The organism is Halobacillus sp. SY10 (genome assembly GCF_045401165.1).
In the GTDB taxonomy this organism is placed as follows: Bacteria; Bacillota; Bacilli; order Bacillales; family Halobacillaceae; genus Halobacillus; species Halobacillus aidingensis.
The window spans coordinates 1,820,925-1,839,600 of sequence record NZ_CP174345.1; the positions used below are offsets into that span (position 1 = coordinate 1,820,925).

At 44.4% G+C, this 18,676-nt stretch carries 21 protein-coding genes; 12 read left to right on the top strand and 9 right to left on the bottom strand.

What is annotated here, in order from left to right:
* Window positions 1-4: 4 nt before the first annotated feature.
* Together ACJA3J_RS09345 and lpdA are read left to right on the top strand one after the other, a co-directional pair.
* Window positions 5-1,303 (top strand): dihydrolipoamide acetyltransferase family protein, encoded by a 1,299-nt coding sequence (locus ACJA3J_RS09345; RefSeq protein ID WP_089652752.1) that lies wholly within the window; start codon window positions 5-7, stop codon window positions 1,301-1,303.
* 3 nt (window positions 1,304-1,306) lie between these two features.
* Window positions 1,307-2,716: a dihydrolipoyl dehydrogenase gene (gene lpdA / locus ACJA3J_RS09350; protein WP_089652753.1), complete on the top strand. Its 1,410-nt coding sequence runs from the start codon at window positions 1,307-1,309 to the stop codon at window positions 2,714-2,716.
* A 241-nt stretch (window positions 2,717-2,957) separates the two neighbouring features.
* On the opposite strand, the gene ACJA3J_RS09355 is transcribed toward lpdA, so the two are convergent.
* From ACJA3J_RS09355 to ACJA3J_RS09365, 3 genes are all read right to left on the bottom strand, one after another.
* On the bottom strand, window positions 2,958-3,332 hold the full coding sequence (locus ACJA3J_RS09355; RefSeq protein ID WP_406946130.1) for a hypothetical protein: 375 nt from the start codon (window positions 3,330-3,332) through the stop codon (window positions 2,958-2,960).
* A gap of 351 nt (window positions 3,333-3,683) precedes the next feature.
* Complete coding sequence (locus tag ACJA3J_RS09360) at window positions 3,684-5,219, bottom strand: BCCT family transporter (RefSeq protein WP_406946131.1); 1,536 nt, start codon at window positions 5,217-5,219, stop codon at window positions 3,684-3,686.
* Between the two features lie 38 nt (window positions 5,220-5,257).
* Complete coding sequence (locus ACJA3J_RS09365) at window positions 5,258-6,334, bottom strand: aromatic acid exporter family protein (RefSeq protein WP_089652756.1); 1,077 nt, start codon at window positions 6,332-6,334, stop codon at window positions 5,258-5,260.
* A 138-nt stretch (window positions 6,335-6,472) separates the two neighbouring features.
* Here ACJA3J_RS09365 and ACJA3J_RS09370 point away from each other — a divergent pair, with 138 nt between their 5' ends.
* Window positions 6,473-7,321: a polysaccharide deacetylase family protein gene (locus tag ACJA3J_RS09370; protein WP_406946132.1), complete on the top strand. Its 849-nt coding sequence runs from the start codon at window positions 6,473-6,475 to the stop codon at window positions 7,319-7,321.
* A gap of 191 nt (window positions 7,322-7,512) precedes the next feature.
* Window positions 7,513-7,626: a GapA-binding peptide SR1P gene (locus ACJA3J_RS09375; protein ID WP_089652758.1), complete on the top strand. Its 114-nt coding sequence runs from the start codon at window positions 7,513-7,515 to the stop codon at window positions 7,624-7,626.
* A gap of 760 nt (window positions 7,627-8,386) precedes the next feature.
* On the opposite strand, the gene ACJA3J_RS09380 is transcribed toward ACJA3J_RS09375, so the two are convergent.
* Complete coding sequence (locus tag ACJA3J_RS09380; protein ID WP_406946133.1) at window positions 8,387-9,856, bottom strand: aminotransferase class I/II-fold pyridoxal phosphate-dependent enzyme; 1,470 nt, start codon at window positions 9,854-9,856, stop codon at window positions 8,387-8,389.
* Between the two features lie 124 nt (window positions 9,857-9,980).
* Here ACJA3J_RS09380 and ACJA3J_RS09385 point away from each other — a divergent pair, with 124 nt between their 5' ends.
* Together ACJA3J_RS09385 and ACJA3J_RS09390 are read left to right on the top strand one after the other, a co-directional pair.
* Window positions 9,981-10,940 (top strand): NAD(P)H-dependent flavin oxidoreductase, encoded by a 960-nt coding sequence (locus ACJA3J_RS09385; protein ID WP_406946134.1) that lies wholly within the window; start codon window positions 9,981-9,983, stop codon window positions 10,938-10,940.
* 12 nt (window positions 10,941-10,952) lie between these two features.
* The gene (locus tag ACJA3J_RS09390; protein WP_089652762.1) at window positions 10,953-11,225 is read left to right on the top strand and encodes a UPF0223 family protein; all 273 of its coding nucleotides are present in this window, start codon (window positions 10,953-10,955) and stop codon (window positions 11,223-11,225) included.
* A gap of 36 nt (window positions 11,226-11,261) precedes the next feature.
* Here ACJA3J_RS09390 and ACJA3J_RS09395 read toward each other — a convergent pair whose 3' ends face one another.
* Window positions 11,262-11,900 (bottom strand): YktB family protein, encoded by a 639-nt coding sequence (locus ACJA3J_RS09395; RefSeq protein ID WP_089652763.1) that lies wholly within the window; start codon window positions 11,898-11,900, stop codon window positions 11,262-11,264.
* Between the two features lie 179 nt (window positions 11,901-12,079).
* On the opposite strand from ACJA3J_RS09395, the gene ACJA3J_RS09400 reads away from it, so the two are divergent.
* Both ACJA3J_RS09400 and ACJA3J_RS09405 read left to right on the top strand, forming a co-directional pair.
* Window positions 12,080-12,268, top strand: a complete 189-nt coding sequence (locus ACJA3J_RS09400) for a hypothetical protein (protein WP_089652764.1) — start codon at window positions 12,080-12,082, stop codon at window positions 12,266-12,268.
* An 816-nt stretch (window positions 12,269-13,084) separates the two neighbouring features.
* Complete coding sequence (locus tag ACJA3J_RS09405) at window positions 13,085-13,894, top strand: inositol monophosphatase family protein (RefSeq protein ID WP_406946135.1); 810 nt, start codon at window positions 13,085-13,087, stop codon at window positions 13,892-13,894.
* A gap of 38 nt (window positions 13,895-13,932) precedes the next feature.
* Here the strand turns inward: ACJA3J_RS09405 and ACJA3J_RS09410 are convergent, their stop codons facing one another.
* Window positions 13,933-14,121, bottom strand: coding sequence for a hypothetical protein (locus tag ACJA3J_RS09410; RefSeq protein ID WP_244157183.1), 189 nt, complete (start codon window positions 14,119-14,121; stop codon window positions 13,933-13,935).
* 121 nt (window positions 14,122-14,242) lie between these two features.
* On the opposite strand from ACJA3J_RS09410, the gene ACJA3J_RS09415 reads away from it, so the two are divergent.
* Entirely contained in the window at window positions 14,243-14,623 is a 381-nt protein-coding gene (locus ACJA3J_RS09415; protein ID WP_089652767.1) for a YlaH-like family protein, read from the top strand.
* Between the two features lie 672 nt (window positions 14,624-15,295).
* Here the strand turns inward: ACJA3J_RS09415 and ACJA3J_RS09420 are convergent.
* Complete coding sequence (locus ACJA3J_RS09420; RefSeq protein ID WP_089652768.1) at window positions 15,296-15,499, bottom strand: YlaI family protein; 204 nt, start codon at window positions 15,497-15,499, stop codon at window positions 15,296-15,298.
* Window positions 15,500-15,628: 129 nt separating this feature from the next.
* Here ACJA3J_RS09420 and ACJA3J_RS09425 point away from each other — a divergent pair, with 129 nt between their 5' ends.
* Window positions 15,629-15,922, top strand: coding sequence for a hypothetical protein (locus tag ACJA3J_RS09425; RefSeq protein WP_341865626.1), 294 nt, complete (start codon window positions 15,629-15,631; stop codon window positions 15,920-15,922).
* 33 nt (window positions 15,923-15,955) lie between these two features.
* On the opposite strand, the gene ACJA3J_RS09430 is transcribed toward ACJA3J_RS09425, so the two are convergent.
* On the bottom strand, window positions 15,956-16,534 hold the full coding sequence (locus tag ACJA3J_RS09430; RefSeq protein ID WP_115824827.1) for a YhcN/YlaJ family sporulation lipoprotein: 579 nt from the start codon (window positions 16,532-16,534) through the stop codon (window positions 15,956-15,958).
* 86 nt (window positions 16,535-16,620) lie between these two features.
* Window positions 16,621-17,115, bottom strand: a complete 495-nt coding sequence (locus tag ACJA3J_RS09435) for a hypothetical protein (RefSeq protein ID WP_406946136.1) — start codon at window positions 17,113-17,115, stop codon at window positions 16,621-16,623.
* Window positions 17,116-17,205: 90 nt separating this feature from the next.
* On the opposite strand from ACJA3J_RS09435, the gene glsA reads away from it, so the two are divergent.
* Window positions 17,206-18,135 carry a glutaminase A gene (gene glsA, locus ACJA3J_RS09440; protein WP_089652771.1) on the top strand — a complete coding sequence of 310 codons (930 nt, stop codon included), beginning with the start codon at window positions 17,206-17,208 and terminating at the stop codon, window positions 18,133-18,135.
* 81 nt (window positions 18,136-18,216) lie between these two features.
* Entirely contained in the window at window positions 18,217-18,498 is a 282-nt protein-coding gene (locus ACJA3J_RS09445) for a YlaN family protein (protein ID WP_075036512.1), read from the top strand.
* Window positions 18,499-18,676: the final 178 nt, after the last annotated feature.

Genomic DNA, 18,676 nt, shown 5'->3' on the forward strand with positions numbered 1-18,676 from the left:
AACCGTGGCATTCGAATTTAAACTGCCTGATATCGGTGAAGGTATCCACGAAGGTGAAATTGCGAAGTGGTTCGTCAAGCCTGGCGACGAAGTTAAAGAAGACGATGTACTTTGTGAAGTACAAAACGATAAAGCAGTAGTAGAAATCCCTTCCCAAGTAGATGGAACGGTCAAAGACATCCATGTGGACGAAGGTGAAACAACAACTGTCGGAACAGTCATCATTACAATCGATGATGGATCTGAAGATGCTCCTGCTTCTGAAGAGCCTAAAGAAGAGCCGAAGGAAGAAAAAGAGGAAGCACCGAAAGAAGAAAGCAAAGAAGATAAAGCTGAACAACCAGCTGCATCTGCAAACGATGGTGACGTTGATGAAGACCGCCGCGTTGTAGCGATGCCTTCTGTGCGTAAATTCGCTCGTGATAACGATGTCGACATCCGTAAAGTTCAAGGATCCGGCAAAAACGGCCGCGTTCTTAAAGAAGACGTTGAAAGCTTCATGAACGGCGGACAAGCAGAAGCAGCTACAGAAGCTCCAGCTGAAGACAAGCAGGAAGAAGCAGCTACTACACAACAAGCAGCTCCAGCTGCAGGTGAAGCTTACCCTGAAACTCGTGAGAAGATGAGCGGAATCCGTAAAGCGATCTCCAAAGCTATGGTGAACTCCAAGCACACAGCCCCTCACGTAACATTGATGGACGAAGTGGATGTATCTGAGCTTGTTGCACACCGTAAGAAGTTCAAAGCTGTTGCAGCTGAACAGGATATCAAGTTGACTTACCTTCCATATGTTGTGAAGTCTCTTGTATCCACTCTGAAGAAATATCCTGTTCTTAATACGTCAATTGACGACAATACGGATGAAATTATTCAGAAACACTATTATAATATTGGTATCGCTGCAGATACAGAGAAAGGCCTAATGGTTCCAGTCGTAAAAGACGCTGACCGCAAATCTGTCTTCTCAATCTCAAGCGAAATCAACGAACTAGCTGTGAAAGCTCGTGACGGTAAACTATCATCAGAAGAAATGAAAGGTGCTTCCACTACAATTACGAATATCGGATCTGCCGGTGGTCAGTGGTTCACACCAGTCATCAACCACCCAGAAGTGGCGATCCTTGGTATCGGACGTATTGCAGACAAGCCAATCGTACGCGATGGTGAAGTTGTAGTAGCTCCAGTTCTTGCGATTTCCCTAAGCTTCGACCACCGTATCATCGATGGTGCAACAGCTCAGCACGCAATGAACAACATCAAGCGTTTACTGAACGATCCACAACTAATCATGATGGAGGCGTAAAGTATGGTAGTAGGAGATTTCCCAATTGAACTAGATACGTTAGTTGTCGGTGCGGGTCCTGGCGGTTATGTTGCCGCCATCCGTGCTGCACAATCCGGTCAAAATGTAACCATTGTCGATAAAGGTAACCTTGGTGGCGTTTGTTTGAACGTCGGTTGTGTTCCTTCTAAAGCATTGATCCAAGCCGGTCACCGCTATGAACACGCACAAGGCGCTGAAGACATGGGTATTAAGTCAGAAAACACAACGGTCGACTTTTCTAAAGTACAAGAATGGAAAGGCGGCGTTGTAAACAAACTGACTGGCGGTGTTGAAGGTCTTCTTAAAGGAAATAAAGTAGACATCGTCAAAGGCGAAGTTTACTTCGTAGATAAAAACACAGTTCGTGTTATGGACGAGAAGAATTCTCAAACGTACACGTTCAACAATTGCATCATTGCAACAGGTTCCCGTCCGATTGAGATTCCTTCTTTCAAATTCTCTGATCGTGTTCTAGATTCTACAGGTGCTTTGAACCTGGATGAAATCCCGGAGAAAATGGTCGTTATCGGCGGCGGTTACATCGGTACTGAGCTTGGTACAGCGTATGCAAACTTCGGTACACAAGTAACCATCCTAGAAGGTACAAAAGACATCCTAGGCGGTTTCGAGAAGCAAATGTCTTCCATCGTCAAAAAGCGTCTGAAGAAAAAAGGCGTAGACGTTGTAACGGAAGCAATGGCTCAAGGTGTTGAAGAGACGGAAAATGGCGTGACTGTTAAGTATGAAGCTAAAGGTGAAGAAAAATCCATCGATGCTGATTACGTACTAGTAACTGTCGGACGTCGTCCAAACACAGACGAAATCGGTCTTGAAGATCTAGGAATCAAGATGACAGATAAAGGGATCATCGAAATCGATAAACAGTGCCGTACAAGCATTGATAACATTTATGCGATTGGTGATATCGTTGAAGGACCACCACTTGCTCACAAAGCTTCTTATGAAGGTAAAATCGCTGCAGAAGCGATCTCTGGTGAGAAGTCTGAGATCGACTACCTTGGAATTCCAGCAGTTGTATTCTCTGATCCAGAATTAGCTTCTGTTGGCTACACAGAACAGGAAGCAAAAGATGCCGGCTACGAGGTCAAAGCATCCAAATTCCCATTTGCAGCAAACGGACGTGCGCTATCTCTTAACGAAAGTGACGGCTTCTTGAAGCTCGTTACACGTAAAGAAGACGGCCTTGTCATCGGTGCTCAAATCGCGGGTGCGAATGCAAGTGACATGATTGCTGAGCTTGGCTTGGCTATCGAATCCGGCATGACTGCCGAAGACTTAGCGCTAACCATCCACGCTCACCCGACACTAGGTGAGATCACGATGGAAGCAGCTGAAGTTGCCATTGATCAACCGATTCACATCGTTAAATAATGAAATGAAAAGCCCGACAGGCTCCTATGAGTCTGTCGGGCTTTTTTGGATGGGGGAAAGGTTAACGTTCCCTAACTAGAGTTTAATGTTCCTTTAACGGTAAGTTAATGCCCTCTAGCTGAGCTTTAATGTCCTTTAATGGTAAGTCAGTGTCCTCTAAGTAAGCATTACCGTCCTCTAACAAGAAAACCTTATTAAGTGTACAAAAAGCCTCCCATGAAATTATGGGAGGCTTTGGCATTCATCTAACCATCGCTATATGATTTTCCAATGTCATTAAGATTTTTTCACGTGGGTTGTTCCCTGAGATCGTGGTTACCGTTTTACCTTCTTCTTTAACTATGAGGACGGGCAATTCTTCCGTAGGGATGTTCAGGTCATTTTTGTTTTTTTCCGTTTGTTCGAACTGCAATTCAGCTCCCTCATCCTGTTTCAATTTCCAATCGAGAAGGGCACTTAAGTAATCCTGTGCGGACTCTTCCTGATCCGCTTCGGAGTATAAGTATAATTCATAGTTTTCAGGTGTAGCTGTAAGTACTTGTACGGTTTCACCTTTTTGGAGACATCCAGCGAGTAAGAATATAGCTAAGAAAGATAGGATAATACGATTAATCATGGTCCGACCCACTCCCTTGTCTTTGATCCATACTCAGTGTAACAAGGAATGGAAGGGATTTTTTTGATGTTATCGTTTTGTCATCGAAATGATAGTCTCATGTTGTATTGTGACATCTATTGTAAAGTCCCTTAATGAAATTTGTAACGAGGCAGCCGCCGATATAGGAGCGTGCAACGGCTTGTGAAAGAACGTGAATGACTTGACTTGATGGAATAAAGAAAGGGGAAGGGAACGTGTAATAAGAAAGAGGACTGTGAATGGATCTCATGAATTCATAAGGACAAGCTAGTCTGATTAGGGGGATAAAAAAGAACCCAGAAAGTAAATTCTGGGTTCCTATAAGATTCATTATTTCTTTTTCTTCTTAAGATCGACTTTTTTCGCTTCATCCTGGAATGTTTTGAACAAGGAGAAGCAGATGAGAATCATTATAAAGGTGAACGGGAAGGCGGCGATGATCGCTGCCGTTTGGAGTGCACCTAAACCGCCTTGCCACAACAGCACAGCGGCTGCTCCGGCCTGGATGATTCCCCAAGTGAATTTCACCTGGTTTTTAGGGTTCAAGCTTCCGTTCGTCGTCTGCATGCCGAGTACGAATGTAGCAGAGTCGGCAGAAGTCACGAAGAACGTACTAATAAGCAATAGCCCTACGAAAGACATGATCGACCCCAATGGTACATTTTCCATCATAGAGAAGAGAGCAACTTCTGAACCTAGCTCATTAACATCAGAATAGATATCTACACCATTGAAGAACTCAAGTGCAATCGCTGTTCCGCCGAATACGGAGAACCATAGAGCTCCAAAGATTGTCGGTACTAAAAGTACACCTAAAATGAATTCACGAACCGTTCGCCCGCGGGAAACACGTGCGATGAAGGTTCCTACGAATGGAGCCCAGGAAATCCACCAAGCCCAATAGAAAATGGTCCAGTTTTGAACCCATGAACTATCTTCCGCAAAAGGAGTCATCCGAAAGCTCATGTAAGGCAGGTCGCGGATATAAGACCCGAATGATGTCGTAAAGTAATCCATGATAAAGTTTGTCGGTCCTGCGAATAGCATGAACACCATTAAGCCGATTGCTAGCACGACGTTCGTGTTACTAAGATATTTAATTCCTTTGTTCAAACCAGTCATGGCAGAAACCATGAAAAGGACAGTTACGACAGCAATAATAGTAAGCTGTAGTGTGAACGTATCTTCTAAGCCGTCAATGGTAAAAGCAAGACCACTGGATATTTGAAGTGCACCTAAACCAAGAGAGGTCGCTACACCGAAGATCGTTGCAAAAACAGCGATGAAGTCGATAAGCGTACCCAGCGGACCTTTTACTCTCTTTTCACCCAGTACTGGCGTGAGAGCGGCACTAATGACACCAGGAGCGTCTTTTCTGAATTTAAAGTAAGCTAGGGCCAGAGCCAGTACAGAATAAAAGGCCCAAGGATGAAGTCCCCAGTGGAAGAAGGTGTACTTCATCGCGGACTGAGCCGCTTCTTCGCTCATAGGCTCTTGTCCAGGGATTGGTGGGGTATGGAAGTGAGAGAGGGGTTCTGCAGATCCCCAGAAAACAAGTCCAATACCCATACCCGCACTAAAGAGCATGGCAAACCATGTAATGTATGGATATTCCGGTTCGTCGTCCGGTTTTCCTAACTTTATGTTTCCGTATTTCGAGAAGACTAAAAAGATAACAAAAATTAAGAAGCCTGTAGCTGACAATAAGTAGAACCATCCAAATTTTTCTGTCAGGAAACCTTGAATGTTAGATGTTACATTTTCTAAGTTCCAAGTCGGTAGTACAGCTTCAGGGATGACTCCCCAGCCAATGAATAAGAATGCGACAACTACCGAAATGTAAAATACTTTCGTTACTTGATTCATAACTGACTTCCCTCCTAGTAAAAGATTTCTTTACCACGTTATGACTGATCTGGTAAATAGCATTTTTTCACCAATTGTTCTTGTTTCTGCGACAAATTTTGCAACTCTTCCAATACGTCGTGAAAACAAAGCAATTCGTAAATTAAGATCGTCTGCGGTGGTAAATGGTGTCGGTAACCTGTCTGCTTTATGACATGGTCTTCTTTCCATTTCCAGAATGCATCATCCAGCTTATTTACCATCTCGAACTGGTTTTCGTTAATCGAGTGGGTCGGGTCACTGAGTACATGGGTGAATTCCTCCGTAAGTGCAAGCAAAAGCTCTTTTTCCTCGTTTGTGAAATCAGAGGCTTTTGTTTGTACATACTGCAAGTTTCCAAGATGATAAGCAATTTGTTGAAATGCCGCCAGTTTCCGTTGAGAGAGTTGAAAAGCGACCATCTCTTCTTCTGAGTGACGGTGATATTTCCACTCTTCCCTTTGATATTGAGAAAGCTGATTTGTCTTTTCCAGATGGGCCGTCAATTGCCGGTAGGACCTCTGAATAGCACGAGTTTTCTCTTTAGATTCTGCCGTTACCTCAGAAATTATTCGTTTCAAAAGCAGACCAGCTTGATTATACAAACCGTTGATGTTTTTGTAAATCATGGGCGAATAATTGGGTGGCAAAAGGAAAAAATTCACAAAAGTCGAGATGATGATTCCAATGGAGGTTGTACCCAATCTCGTAAAAAATGAAACCACATATTGATCTTGAAAATCTGGAATCATTGCAGTCGCCGTAATGGTGGCAACTAAAATTCCATCATCCAGTTTCAGTTTGTGACAGACGGCGATCGTCACCATAGCTACAAGAGCGAATGTCAACGCACCTTTTCCCAAAAGGCCGTAAAAGGTTGTAGCGAGCAACGCTCCAATGGCCGAGGCAGGAAAACGTACGGCGGCTTTTTTAATCGAATCTGCAGCTGTATGTTCAATCGTGACGATAGCTGTGATGACAGCAAATATAATGGGTAAATTAAAAAAACCGCAAATCAATGCAGTCAAAAAGACAGAAATCCCCGTTTTTAACGTCCGGCTTCCTAAAAATTTGAATTTTTTCAATGAATGTAGCATTTTAATCACCCATATGTAAGAAGTCATTAGACCACGATAAAACATTATATAATATTTTACCCGAAAACGATAGATAAAATGTTGAATTATCTTTTATAATGAAGAAAGTGGAAATACATAACAGTGGAGGGAACACCTATGAAAAAATGGACAAGTTTGTGGATCGTACTTATTTTCCTGCTTGCTGCCTGCTCAGGAGCGAACAGTGAGGAAGTTCAAAAACCAGAAGAAGAGACTGCTGAGAAAGAGTCGACAGAAGAAGTGGTTGAGGAAGAGGAGAAGGCGGAAGAAACGGATGAAGAAGAAAAAGATACGGAAGAACCAGCGGAACAAGATTCAGAAGTGATGAAGAATGTAGAACCCCAATACGAGTTAACAGGAAACTGGTCCTTCGAGCCGATCGGAGATGCGAATCCAAAAGTCGCTCTCCTTACGATTGATGATGCACCAGATACTCACGCGGTGGAAATGGCTAAAACGTTGAAAGAAAAAGATGCACCTGCAATCTTTTTCGTAAACGGTCATTTCATTGATACACCAGAAGAAAAAGAAAAGTTAAAAGAAATTCATGAAATGGGCTTTCCAATCGGGAACCATACAGAGACACATGCAAGCTTACCCGATCTCAGTGAAGAGGAACAAAGTGTTGAAATCGTTGGATTGAATGACAAAATTGAAGAGATCATTGGCGAACGACCAATTTTCTTCCGTGCCCCATTTGGACAGAACACTGATTTTTCTAAGCAATTGGCAGAAGATGAAGGGATGCTCGTCATGAACTGGACATACGGATACGATTGGGAAAGTGAATACCAGGATGCTCAAGCACTTGCTGACATCATGGTCAACACCCCGCTGCTAAATAACGGCGCCAACTTGCTCATGCATGACCGGGAATGGACAAAAAAAGCATTGGGTCCAATCGCTGATGGTCTGCGAGAGAAAGGCTATGAGCTGTTAGATCCAGCACTCATTCAGACACCATAATTCAAAGAACACTCCTCGGAGTGTTCTTTTTTAGGCTTAAAAAGGATTCTTGATCATATAATAGTAGGTAAAGAAATTATTAGTATGACACATTTTATAAAAAGTTATACTTTTGGGCTTGATTTTTCGATTGTGCCATATTAGAATAAAGTTACGTTGAAAACGATTACAAATATGGGGAGTGGATGTGAATGGGTACAATCGTATGTCAAGACTGTCAGAAGGTAATTGAGCACTACGAAAATGAGAAGGTTTCTACTCTTTACAGCACCTGTCCAACTTGCAACAAACCAGAAGATAAATAAAGAGTATGTACTATTAAATGGGGGCATTCTTCCTGTGAAGGAAGCATAAAAAGGAAAGAACCAGGTCTTGGACCTGGTTCTTTTTTTCGCGAAAGGATTTCCGATTTGAGGAAATCCTTTCGCGCTAAAGAGCCATCGAGTCGCGCTAAAGAGCCATCGAGTCGCGCTAAAGAGCCATCGAGTCGCGCTAAAGAGCCATCGAGTCGCGCTAAAGAGCCATCGAGTCGCGCTAAAGAGCCATCGAGTCGCGCTAAAGAGCCATCGAGTCGCGCTAAAGAGCCATCGAGTCGCGCTAAAGAGCCATCGAGTCGCGCTAAAGAGCCATCGAGTCGCGCTAAAGAGCCATCGAGTCGCGCTAAAGAGCCATCGAGTCGCGCTAAAGAGCCATCGAGTCGCGCTAAAGAGCCATCGAGTCGCGCTAAAGAGCCATCGAGTCGCGCTAAAGAGCCATCGAGTCGCGCTAAAGAGCCATCGAGTCGCGCTAAAGAGCCATCGAGTCGCGCTAAAGAGCCATCGAGTCGCGCTAAAGAGCCATCGAGTCGCGCTAAAGAGCCATCGAGTCGCGCTAAAGAGCCATCGAGTCGCGCTAAAGAGCCATCGAGTCGCGCTAAAGAGCCATCGAGTCGCGCTAAAGAGCCATCGAGTCGCGCTAAAGAGCCATCGAGTCGCGCCAAAGAGCCATCGAGTCGCGCCAAAGAGCCATCGAGTCGCGCCAAAGAGCAGGAGAAACAAAAAAAGAAGCCCGGCGTGGGCTTCTTTTTTATTTGAATGCACGTTGTTCACGAATGACTTGAATCGTTTCAAGAGTATCATCTTCAGGGCCCTGTACAGGGAGGCCTGCTTCGACATTATCGTGAATGTAGTCAATGTTTTCCCTTGTAATAATTTCACCTGGTATGAAAATGGGAATGCCGGGTGGATAGACCATCACGAATTCAGCGCTGATTCTCCCGACAGCTTCTTTCAGTAAAATCGTTTCTGTGGAAGAATAGAAGGCCTCTCTTGGAGAAAGAGCAAGCACAGGAATGTCGGGAACCTTCACCCGGATGTTTTCTGTCTCTTCTTTGTCCGAGTACTCTTTAGAAAGTTTATCTAAAGCCGTTACAAGCTCGTCGATGTCTTCTTCCCGATCGCCAGGGGTAACGATGCATAAAATGTTATACAAATCGGAGAGTTCCACTTCGATGTTGGCTTTTTCCCGAAGCCAAACTTCGACGTCATAGCCTGATAATCCGAGCTTTTTCACGGAGATGATCAATTTCGTAGGATCGAAGTCTACCGTAGCATCGCTCGTCAATATTTCGCTGCCTGGGCAGTAAATGCCTGGGATCTCATTCAAACGTCTTCTGGCATGGTCTGCGAGGCGAAGGGTTTCTTCCATCAGCTCCCGCCCGTGAATGGCGAGATGTCTCCGTGCGGCATCAAGACTTGCGAGTAAAAGGTACGACGTCGAAGTTGTATGAAGCATGGATAAAATCGACTGCACTCTTTCATGAGAGACGAGTCCTTCACGTAAATTTAATACGGAACTCTGAGTTAAGGACCCACCAAGCTTATGCACACTCGTAGCTGCCATATCTGCACCTGCCTGCATCGCAGAAAGGGGGAGACGCTCATGGAAGTGAATGTGGACGCCGTGGGCTTCATCGACAAGAACAGGGATATCGAAACGGTGGGCAATGTTGACGATCTTTTTCAAATCAGCAGAAACTCCGAAATAAGTCGGATTGATGACGAGCAGTCCCTTTGCATCCGGGTGTGCTTCACAAGCCTTTAGCACAGCCTCTGAAGTGATCCCGTGAGAGATTCCAAAGCGGTCGTCAAGTTCCGGATGGATAAAGACGGGTTTCGCTCCTGAAAAAATAATCGCTGTCGTTACAGATTTATGGACATTCCTTGGCACGATGATTTTATCTCCAGGATGACAAACACTCATAATCATCGTCATGATCGCACCAGATGTTCCCTGGACGGAGAAAAAGGTATAGTCCGCACCGAAGGCTTCTGCAGCGAGGTCTTGCGCCTGTTTGATCATGCCTTGTGGGTGGTGCAGGTCATCCAGTGGTTCAATGTTGATGAGATCGATGGAAAGGGCTTGGTCTCCGATGAACGAGCGGAATTCTTCATCCATTCCCTTTCCGCCTTTGTGCCCTGGAATATGGAATTGGACCGGCTTTCGGTCTCTATGTTTTTTTAACCCTGTAAATAAGGGAGTCTCATGTTGGTTCATTTGTGTTTCCACCTCTTTAATTTAGAAAAGCACATGAATTATAGCAGGTTCCACGTTCGCTTGCTAGTCTTTTGTGTATCCTTTTTCCAATCATGCTAAAATGAAACAAAGGGGAGGGATTCATGTGGAATGGAAAACTCGCGTCACAGAAGCTTTAGGCATTACATACCCGATTATCCAGGGAGGACTTGCTCACCTCGCTTATTCTGACTTGGCTGCAGCGGTTTCAAACGCTGGCGGGCTCGGTCAGTTAACGGCAATGAGTATGGAAGGTCCCGATCAACTGAGAGAAGAGATTGATGCCGTAAGAGAAAAAACAAACCGTCCGTTTGGAGTGAATTTCGCGATTGGTCAACATGGGCGACCATTTGAAGAGATGGTTCAAGTAGCTGTGGAAGAAAAGGTGCCGGTCATCTCTGTGACCGGCGGAAATCCTGCACCAGTTCTTGAGCTTGTCAAAGGCACTGGAATAAAAACCCTCGTACTTGTAGCGGCAAGACGGCAGGCCGTTAAAGCAGAAGAGCTGGGAGCTGATGCTGTTATGGTCGTCGGTCATGAAGGCGGTGGACACCTCGGGCGCGATGATGTCGGTACATTCGTCTTGACGCCACAAGTCGTGGACGCCGTGGATATACCTGTCATTGCTTCAGGAGGGATCGGAGACGGAAGAGGTCTGATGGCTGCGCTTGCTTTAGGAGCGGAAGGTGTGGAAATGGGGACGCGGTTTATCGCAACCAAAGAGTGTGTGCACGCCCATCCCGCTTATCTGGAAGCTTTGATTGAAGCAGACGAAACATCCACCACTGTCATCAAAAGGAGTTTGAAGGCCCCGGCCCGTGCCTTGAAAAATGATTGGACAGCGCGTATTTTGGAACTGGAAGATGAACAAGCGGGGTATGAAGGCTTAAAATCTTACATCAACGGCGAAGCGAATAAAAAGTTCATTTATGATGGAAAACAAGCTTACGGATTCGGATGGGCTGGTCAAGTGGCTTCAAGGATCCATGACGTTCCATCGGTCGATGAATTGTTCAAACGTATCGTCACAGAAGCGGAAGAAATCCGCAACAGGTGGAGCAAGTAAGGAGGAAGAATAATGAGTTATACGTATCCAATCGATGAAATTTATTGGTCTAAAGAAGAAATTATTGATGTTGTCAATTTTTACAGCATGGTCGAACAAGCCTATGAAAAAGGAGTCGATCGTGATGAGCTTATGCTCGCCTATACCCGGTTCAAACAGATCGTCCCATCTAAAAGTGAAGAAAAAACGTTGTGCGGACAATTTGAAAAAGAATCCGGCTATTCCTGCTACAGAGCTGTCAAACAGGCGAAAGGTCTGAGTAAAGGTGAAAAAGTGAAGATGTAAACGAAAAAAGGCGCTCCATTAAGGGGCGCCTTTTCTTTACTGATCCAGTTGTTTTGTGAAGCGGTATAAAGGTTCAAGGGTTTGGAACGTTTCTTTACAAAGCTCAATGAAAGCATCCGGATCTTTCAAACGGGCATCTCCACGTTCAATGTTCCTGCCACACAAGATCTCTGCTTTTTTCACCGTTTTCAGACGCTCGGTCATACTCAAAAACTTGTCCTCATCTACGTCTGACTGGGGAATGCTGTCAGGCTTCATATGATCGATGGACCATACATAGTCTTCCGGGATATGACGCAGCACTTCATCCTTATTTTGCTCCAGTTTATATGCAAAGTCCTGTTTAATGGGACTTTCGTAGATCACAGCAAACCAAATGAATACATGTGACTCCCACAGACCAATTTGGAAGTGAGGAAGCTTCTTGTATCCGCGTTTATTTGAAGCAAGAGCCGCCCACGTATCATTCGGCGGGTTCGTCTTCCGGCGTGCGTGTCTCGCAACGTGTACAAACATTTCGTCACCAGTCATCGCAGTGACATCTGCCGCGAGTTCTGTCGCTACAGCCTCAAGCTTCGGAGAAATGCGATCTCTTAAAGCCTCCATTCTATTTTCCAATCCGGGAATGGAAAAAACGTCAAAGTCTTCCTGTGTAAATCCACTAAATGTCGTCATTCGATCAACTCCTCCATTTTCTCGCCCTTATTTTACCACAAGAAAACACGGTTACTAAGTGATGTGTTCGCATGGTTTGATTTCTGTAAAAATGGGTTACATATAAGTAATCTAATTGAAACTTCTGTCGCAAAAGTCACATATATATAAAGTAAGGATTTGAAAGGGAGGAATTAGCAGTGAAACATGTCATGGAAGCATTGCGTAAAAGAGAAGCTGAAGAGAAGCTCCCGGTAATCCGTATGGAGATTGATTACGAACTGGTGACCTTGCACGATGCCATGATCGCCGGAGATGTCGAACAAATGAAAAAAACAAAGAGAAGACTCTCTGAACTTCGTAAGCAATTGATTGAATGGTCCATATAAGAGCGAGCAACACTAAAGTTGCTCGTTTTTTTATTGCCTTTAATCAGATGGCTTATTAAAGAATATGGCAGGATTGTGGAAGACTCGATTTCGAGACTTTTCGGGGTTCGTTTGCCGTGTTTAGCGTTAGGGGTGGCTGGGAAGCTACTCGTCTAGCTCCACCGCCCAGACACTCGCGTCATAAGCCGAACAGCAAAGGAATGAAAAGGCACATTCCGTTGCTATTCGGCTTATGTCAGTCGTGTCTACCAAGGCGGTTCCGCATTTGAACACTTTCCTGTGGGGGAGTGGCAAGCTTCCTCGGACTTCGTCCTGCGGGATCTCGCCTATCTCCTTTCTCCCACGGGAGTCTCGCAGCTTCCCAACCACCCCATTCGATGCATATGTGAAACGAACCCCTTTCCCGAGGATGAATGTCTTTCACAATTCCTGATTTATAGTAATTAAGCGCTCTATAGCAAGCTTTTTATCCAGAATAGGGAATTCATATAGCTCTACTTTCCTTGTCAGTAAAAACATCCTATACCGTAAATGGTTTCGAGACACTTATTGGATAAAGGGGCGGAGGGGGATGGGGAGACTCCTGCGGGAAGAGAGTGCTTGGTGAGACCCCGCAGGACGGCAGTCCGAGGAGGCTCAACGCGCTCCCGCGGAAAGCGAGTCATCCCCCGCCGCCCCGAACCGCTCACTCAAAAGTCTCGAAACTGAGTCTTCCACAATCAGGAGCTTTAGTGGGACAAGGAGGGCGGATTTGATGCAATGTCTGGTTGGATTTGGTACGATAAAGATTGATACTTATAAAAGGGGTACGATGTTATGGATCAACAGAAAAAGAACGAGATTTTTGAACACGCAAAAGCTTGGGTCTTGGAAGCTGGTGAACGAATCAAAAGCAATATTGATTCGCCTCGATCCATTGAAACGAAATCCAACCCGAACGACCTGGTTACAGAAATGGATCAGGAAACAGAACAATTTTTCGCGAAAAAAATCAATGAGACGTATCCGGATCATTATTTATTAGGAGAAGAGGGATTCGGAGATGAAATAGAAGACCTCGGAGGAACCGTCTGGATTGTAGATCCGATTGATGGAACCATGAACTTTGTCCATCAAAAAAGAAATTTCGCCATTTCTGTCGGAGTATATTATGAAGGTGTCGGTGAAATTGGATTGATTTATAATGTGATGGACGGTACTTTGTACACTGCCAAACGAGGGGAAGGCGCCTATAAGAACGAAGAAAAGTTACCTCGACTTGATGAAAAGCGTCCTTTGAATCAGTCGATCCTCGCGCTTAATACTTCCTGGTTAATTCCTGAAAATCCACATGTGGATCACAAAGGGATGGAAGATCTAGTGAAAAAATTACGCAGTACAAGATCTTATGGTTCTGCCGCTTTGGAGTTTGCTTTTGTAGCCGAAGGGCTTCTGGATGGGTACTTGACGATGACATTGATGCCGTGGGATTACGCTGCTGGAAGTGTTATCGTTCGTGAAGTGGGTGGAATCGTTACCCGTGCGGACCGAGAGGAATTGGACTTGTTGAACAAGACGACAGTCCTCGCAAGCCGGTCGAACATTCATGAAGAAATATCGAAGGATTACGTCCGTTTGAAGAAATAAAAGAAAGCGACCCCAATCGAGGTCGCTTTCTGCATGTTTCAGGACATTTGCTGTTGTTTTCTTTTTCTTCTCAAACCTACACTCATAAGGGCAAATCCCGAAAAGAAAAGGACGGCTGCAAGCCAGAAGATTTCTTGGCCGATAGCAAACCCAACAGCGATAAATGATAAAATTACGAGACAGGCTAATAGTGCTGTGTTCATATGAAAGTTTTTCAAAAGGCTCACCTCTATTCAGGTCTATTATATAGGATTTGTCTAAATAATGAAAATGGTTTCACGGGTAGCATCCAGTGAGGCTTTCTAGTATGATAGATAACAGAATAGGGTATCCATGAGGAGGAACATCATGAACGATATGTCCACACTACCTGTGCCGACGGATCTATGGCCTGTCGCCGATTTCTTTTTCCGCGGATTCGGGAGTGAAGTGAACTTAAACGATGAAAGCGAAGTGACCATGCTCTTTCGTTCTTTCATGCTACTATACTTAACGACTGTTATTCTCGCTATCATTACATTCAAGCTTGGATTCGCCAGAAAATTACCTTTGATGAAAACAATCGTTGTTTATTCCGTTCTCATCATAGGTACATTTATTTTAACCTTGATCCTTGGATTGAATTTGCCCCTTCCTGAAAGTTTGGTTGTAGCGGCCTTAATTCTGGGTATTTACCGGATCCGACTCCATAGAGAGCGCGGAGCCCGTCAGCAAAATGAATCATCCTGACCCAAAAGCTCCTTTCCTTATTAAAGAAAGGGGCTTTTGCTTTGCCCGAAAATGATTTTTCATTAGTTATTAAAGATCATGGCAGGATTGTGGAAGACTCAGTTTCGAGATTACTGGGGTTCGTTACAAAGTTGAGCGTCAGGGGTGGTTGGGAAGCAACTCGCTTTCCTGCGGGGATGACGGCAAGCCTCCTCGAGCTAAAGCTCTGCGGGGTCTCGCCAGTCAATCCATTCCCGCGGAAGTCTCGCAGCTTCCCAACCACCCCATTCGATAAATGTGAAAAACGATCCCCCTTTGCCCAGGATGAGTGCCTTCCACCATCCCTGTTCTAGATTGATAAAGCGCTCTGTAGCAAGCTTTCCATGGAAAGTGTACAATCTTTAGTATCTACAAGCTACTATTGGAAGCTCCGCTATTTGTGGAAGTGTTTCGAGATACTTATATGGCAAAGGGGCGGAGGGGAATGGGGAGACTCCTGCGGGAAAAAAGTGCATGGTGAGACCCCACAGGACGCAGTCCGAGGAGGCTCACCGCGCTCCCGCGGAAAGCGAGCCATTCCCCGCAGCCCCCATCCACTCAACAAAAGTCTCGAAACTGAGTCTTCCACAATCGGGAGCTTATCTTTAACTGTGAAATATAAAAAGAGAGAGGCGGAACCTCTCTCTTTGGTAACTAGCTTAAATGCTTTTCTTTTTTACGTTCTCTGTTGAACCGGAAATTCCCGGTAGCTAAACGTCTTTTGGTGTTTTCTTCTATACGATCGTGGCAGGATTGACACATGTACGTGTGAATCCGGCGATTCCGAAGTCGTTTTGCTTGTAGACAGTAGCTGTCAATTTTCTCAATTTCATCGCAAATGACGCATTGTACACGCATCTTTTTCACCTCTATTTTCCATTCGATTACATATAGTTTAACATAATAAGTTTTTTATAAATAGATGAGATTTCCACGTTTGACTTCTATAGTGAATGGGAAATGTAATATACAGAAGTAGAGGAAAGGATGATTTGTTTGAGAAAACGTTGGATTTTTACAGCTATTGGTGCCACTGTGGGAGGAACGGTTGCTTATTTCTTGAAAGATGAGGACAAGCGTCAGCAAGTTAAAGACAAAGCAAAATCGATTCAGAGCAACCTAGGAAAATCAGAGGACATGCCAATCGAAGAAGCTGGCAAACCTGAGACAGCCTCACTGGATAATTCAGACATGGTTGCAGAGGGATCTCAATTCGGTGTCCAATACTATAATGAGTTGACAGAAAAAGAAAGAGAAATCCTTGAGAAAAGCAACAGCTAAATCCCGTGAGGATTTAGCTGTTTTTCTGTTCATTTAGTTTTGCTTTGATTGTTCTTTTTCAATTTGCTCGAGTTTCTTTTGGTCTTTCTCCGGCACAGAGTCCTGGTTTGAGTTGGATTGTGGTTTTTCTTCAACCGAACCACTCGGCATATAACGACTAACGATTTGACTCAGTTCATCCGTGACCGCTTCCACAGGGTGGCCTTCAGCCATTTTTTGCCCAAGGCCTCTGAGGCGTTCCACACCGTCAGCGTCTGCGATTACAGCCGCTTGCTTTCCGTAAGGGTCATGTTTCAAAGCTTCGGCTACAGAATATTTGATGACGCCGACGCGAGAGCGGTCGAGGTCTTTGTCCACATCGATTCCTACAACTACATAGTTGCCGAGGACGAGGGCTGTAGCATCATGAACATCCGGAACTTGAACGGCAAGCTTAGCCAGGTGCCGGGCTGCTTGCTGGCTCGTCATGTTTTTCTTTTCCACCGGATCTGAATCCGTGACATACTTCAATTCAGGATCGTTTTGTCGCTCTTGAAGCAGTGACTCTTCACCACCGTTTTGCTGACACGCAACTAAGGCCAAAAGGGCTGCTAACCAAATTAATTTTTTCAAAGGAATCACCACTTTTTTTTATTTATAGCCTGTGTCAGCTTGCAGATAATATACAAAAAGGACAGCTTAAAAAGCTGCCCAATTCATTATTGTAATACGATTTTTTTAATTCCTTTGATCGGCTCAGAACGGTTGGATCCGTCTTTGAAATAAAGGTGAACAGGGCCATGTTCCTGCAAAGGCTTTCCATTTTCAGCAAAAAGTAAAAGCGACTCGGATAAAACATCTGCATCAATCACTTCTTCGCCTTCATCCGTGACCAGTGCCGCTTTTTTTACGTCGACTGCTGGTTCGCTGGTATGTAGGAAAGGCTTTAGCGGCATGAGAAAGGTGCCTTTTAAAATCCTTTGTTTTTCATAACGATTGATGCTTTTGTTGACAGGAGGGTTAATTTTTTGTTGATAGACTTCTCTGTCAAAACGAGTAGACTGTCTTTTCAACTCGTCTTCTTTCGTTGATTCTGTTGGATTTTCTTCACCTTCGAATACTTCTGGGAACGTCTTTTTTCGATCATCGAAAATCCAGACGGTCGGGTCGAGTGTAATTGGGAATTTAACATTTCCTGCTATTTGAACTATCATGGCTGTGGCCACCTTTCGATTAATAAAAAGTCATCCATCCAAAATCATAGCAAAAAATGAATTCGATTTCATTAAAGGAGGCGTGATCCATTGATTAAAGATATAACAGAAAACGTCCTGGAAGAATGGTTAGACAATGTACGCCCATATGCATACGATGGTCAAGTGGCCAACTATATCCCTGCATTATCACGCAGCAACCCGGAAGATCTTGCTGTCGCCATTCACTATATAGATGGGGATGCAGTGGAAGCTGGAGAAACGGAAGTGAGGTTTACCCTTCAAAGTATATCGAAAGTCATCTCACTTGCTTTGGCTCTTATGGATAACGGGGAAAGTTATGTGTTCGACCGTGTAGGTATGGAACCGACGGGGGATCCGTTTCACTCGATTTACCGTCTGGAACAAATTCCATCCAAACCGCTCAATCCGATGATCAATGCCGGGGCCCTTGCGGTGACAAATATGATCCACGGAGATACGCCTGATGAAAAAGTAGGGCGCTTGTTGAGCTTTATTCATGACTTGACCGATGATCATTCCATCGGGTACAACGAAGAAGTGGCCACCTCGGAATTTGAATCCGCTTTTCTGAACAGGTCCCTGCTTTTCTACATGAAGCAGCATCAGATTGTCACCGGTAGTGTAGAGGAAACTCTTGATGCCTATACCAAACAATGTGCGATTGAAGTGAATGTTTGTCAACTTGCCCGTATTGGAGCGCTGCTTGCGAATGGTGGGAAGGACATCCACTCTGGGCGTAGAATCATACCGAAGCATCTTGCAAGAATTTGTAAAACATTTATGGTCACATGCGGCATGTATGATGCTTCAGGCTCCTTTGCTATCAAAGTGGGTATACCAGCAAAAAGTGGTGTCTCGGGATCCGTCCTCGCTTCGTTAAACGAATTTGGAGGAATCGCGGTTTATGGTCCGAGCCTTGATGAAAAGGGGAACAGCGTTGTCGGCTTGAGACTTTTAGAAATCCTATCTAATCGCTACGATTTGTCGATCTTCTAATTGTTCATTCCTATCTTGCAATTTATTGTGTTAAACGATAAGATAAAAAGAAGAAAGACTTGTACATTGGAGGGGATTTTGATGTTGTCTGATGTGGCTGTGGATCATCGAGAAAAAGCCTATGCCCTTCTAAAAGCTGACGCTGATAAAATACTAAGGTTAATAAAAGTACAGATGGACAACTTGACGATGCCTCAGTGTCCACTCTACGAAGAAGTTTTAGATACACAAATGTTTGGATTATCCCGCGAAATTCATTTTGCGGTTCGCTTGAATTTAATCAGCGACGAAGAAGGAAAAGCACTACTGGATAACCTTGAAAAACAGTTGAACGTTTTGCATGAGGCTGCACAGAAGTCATAAGATAAGAACTCAAATTGCGACGGTTTGTTGTGATTTGAGTTTTTTTATTTTCACTTTTATACATATACGGAGAGATTTGAGAGGCTTCTCGTCAGTTATTTACAACTAAAATTGTCAGATTTGAAGGAATTTTCGGTGTTTGAGTAGAAAACAATGTAACAGTACGTTCAAATTTCTA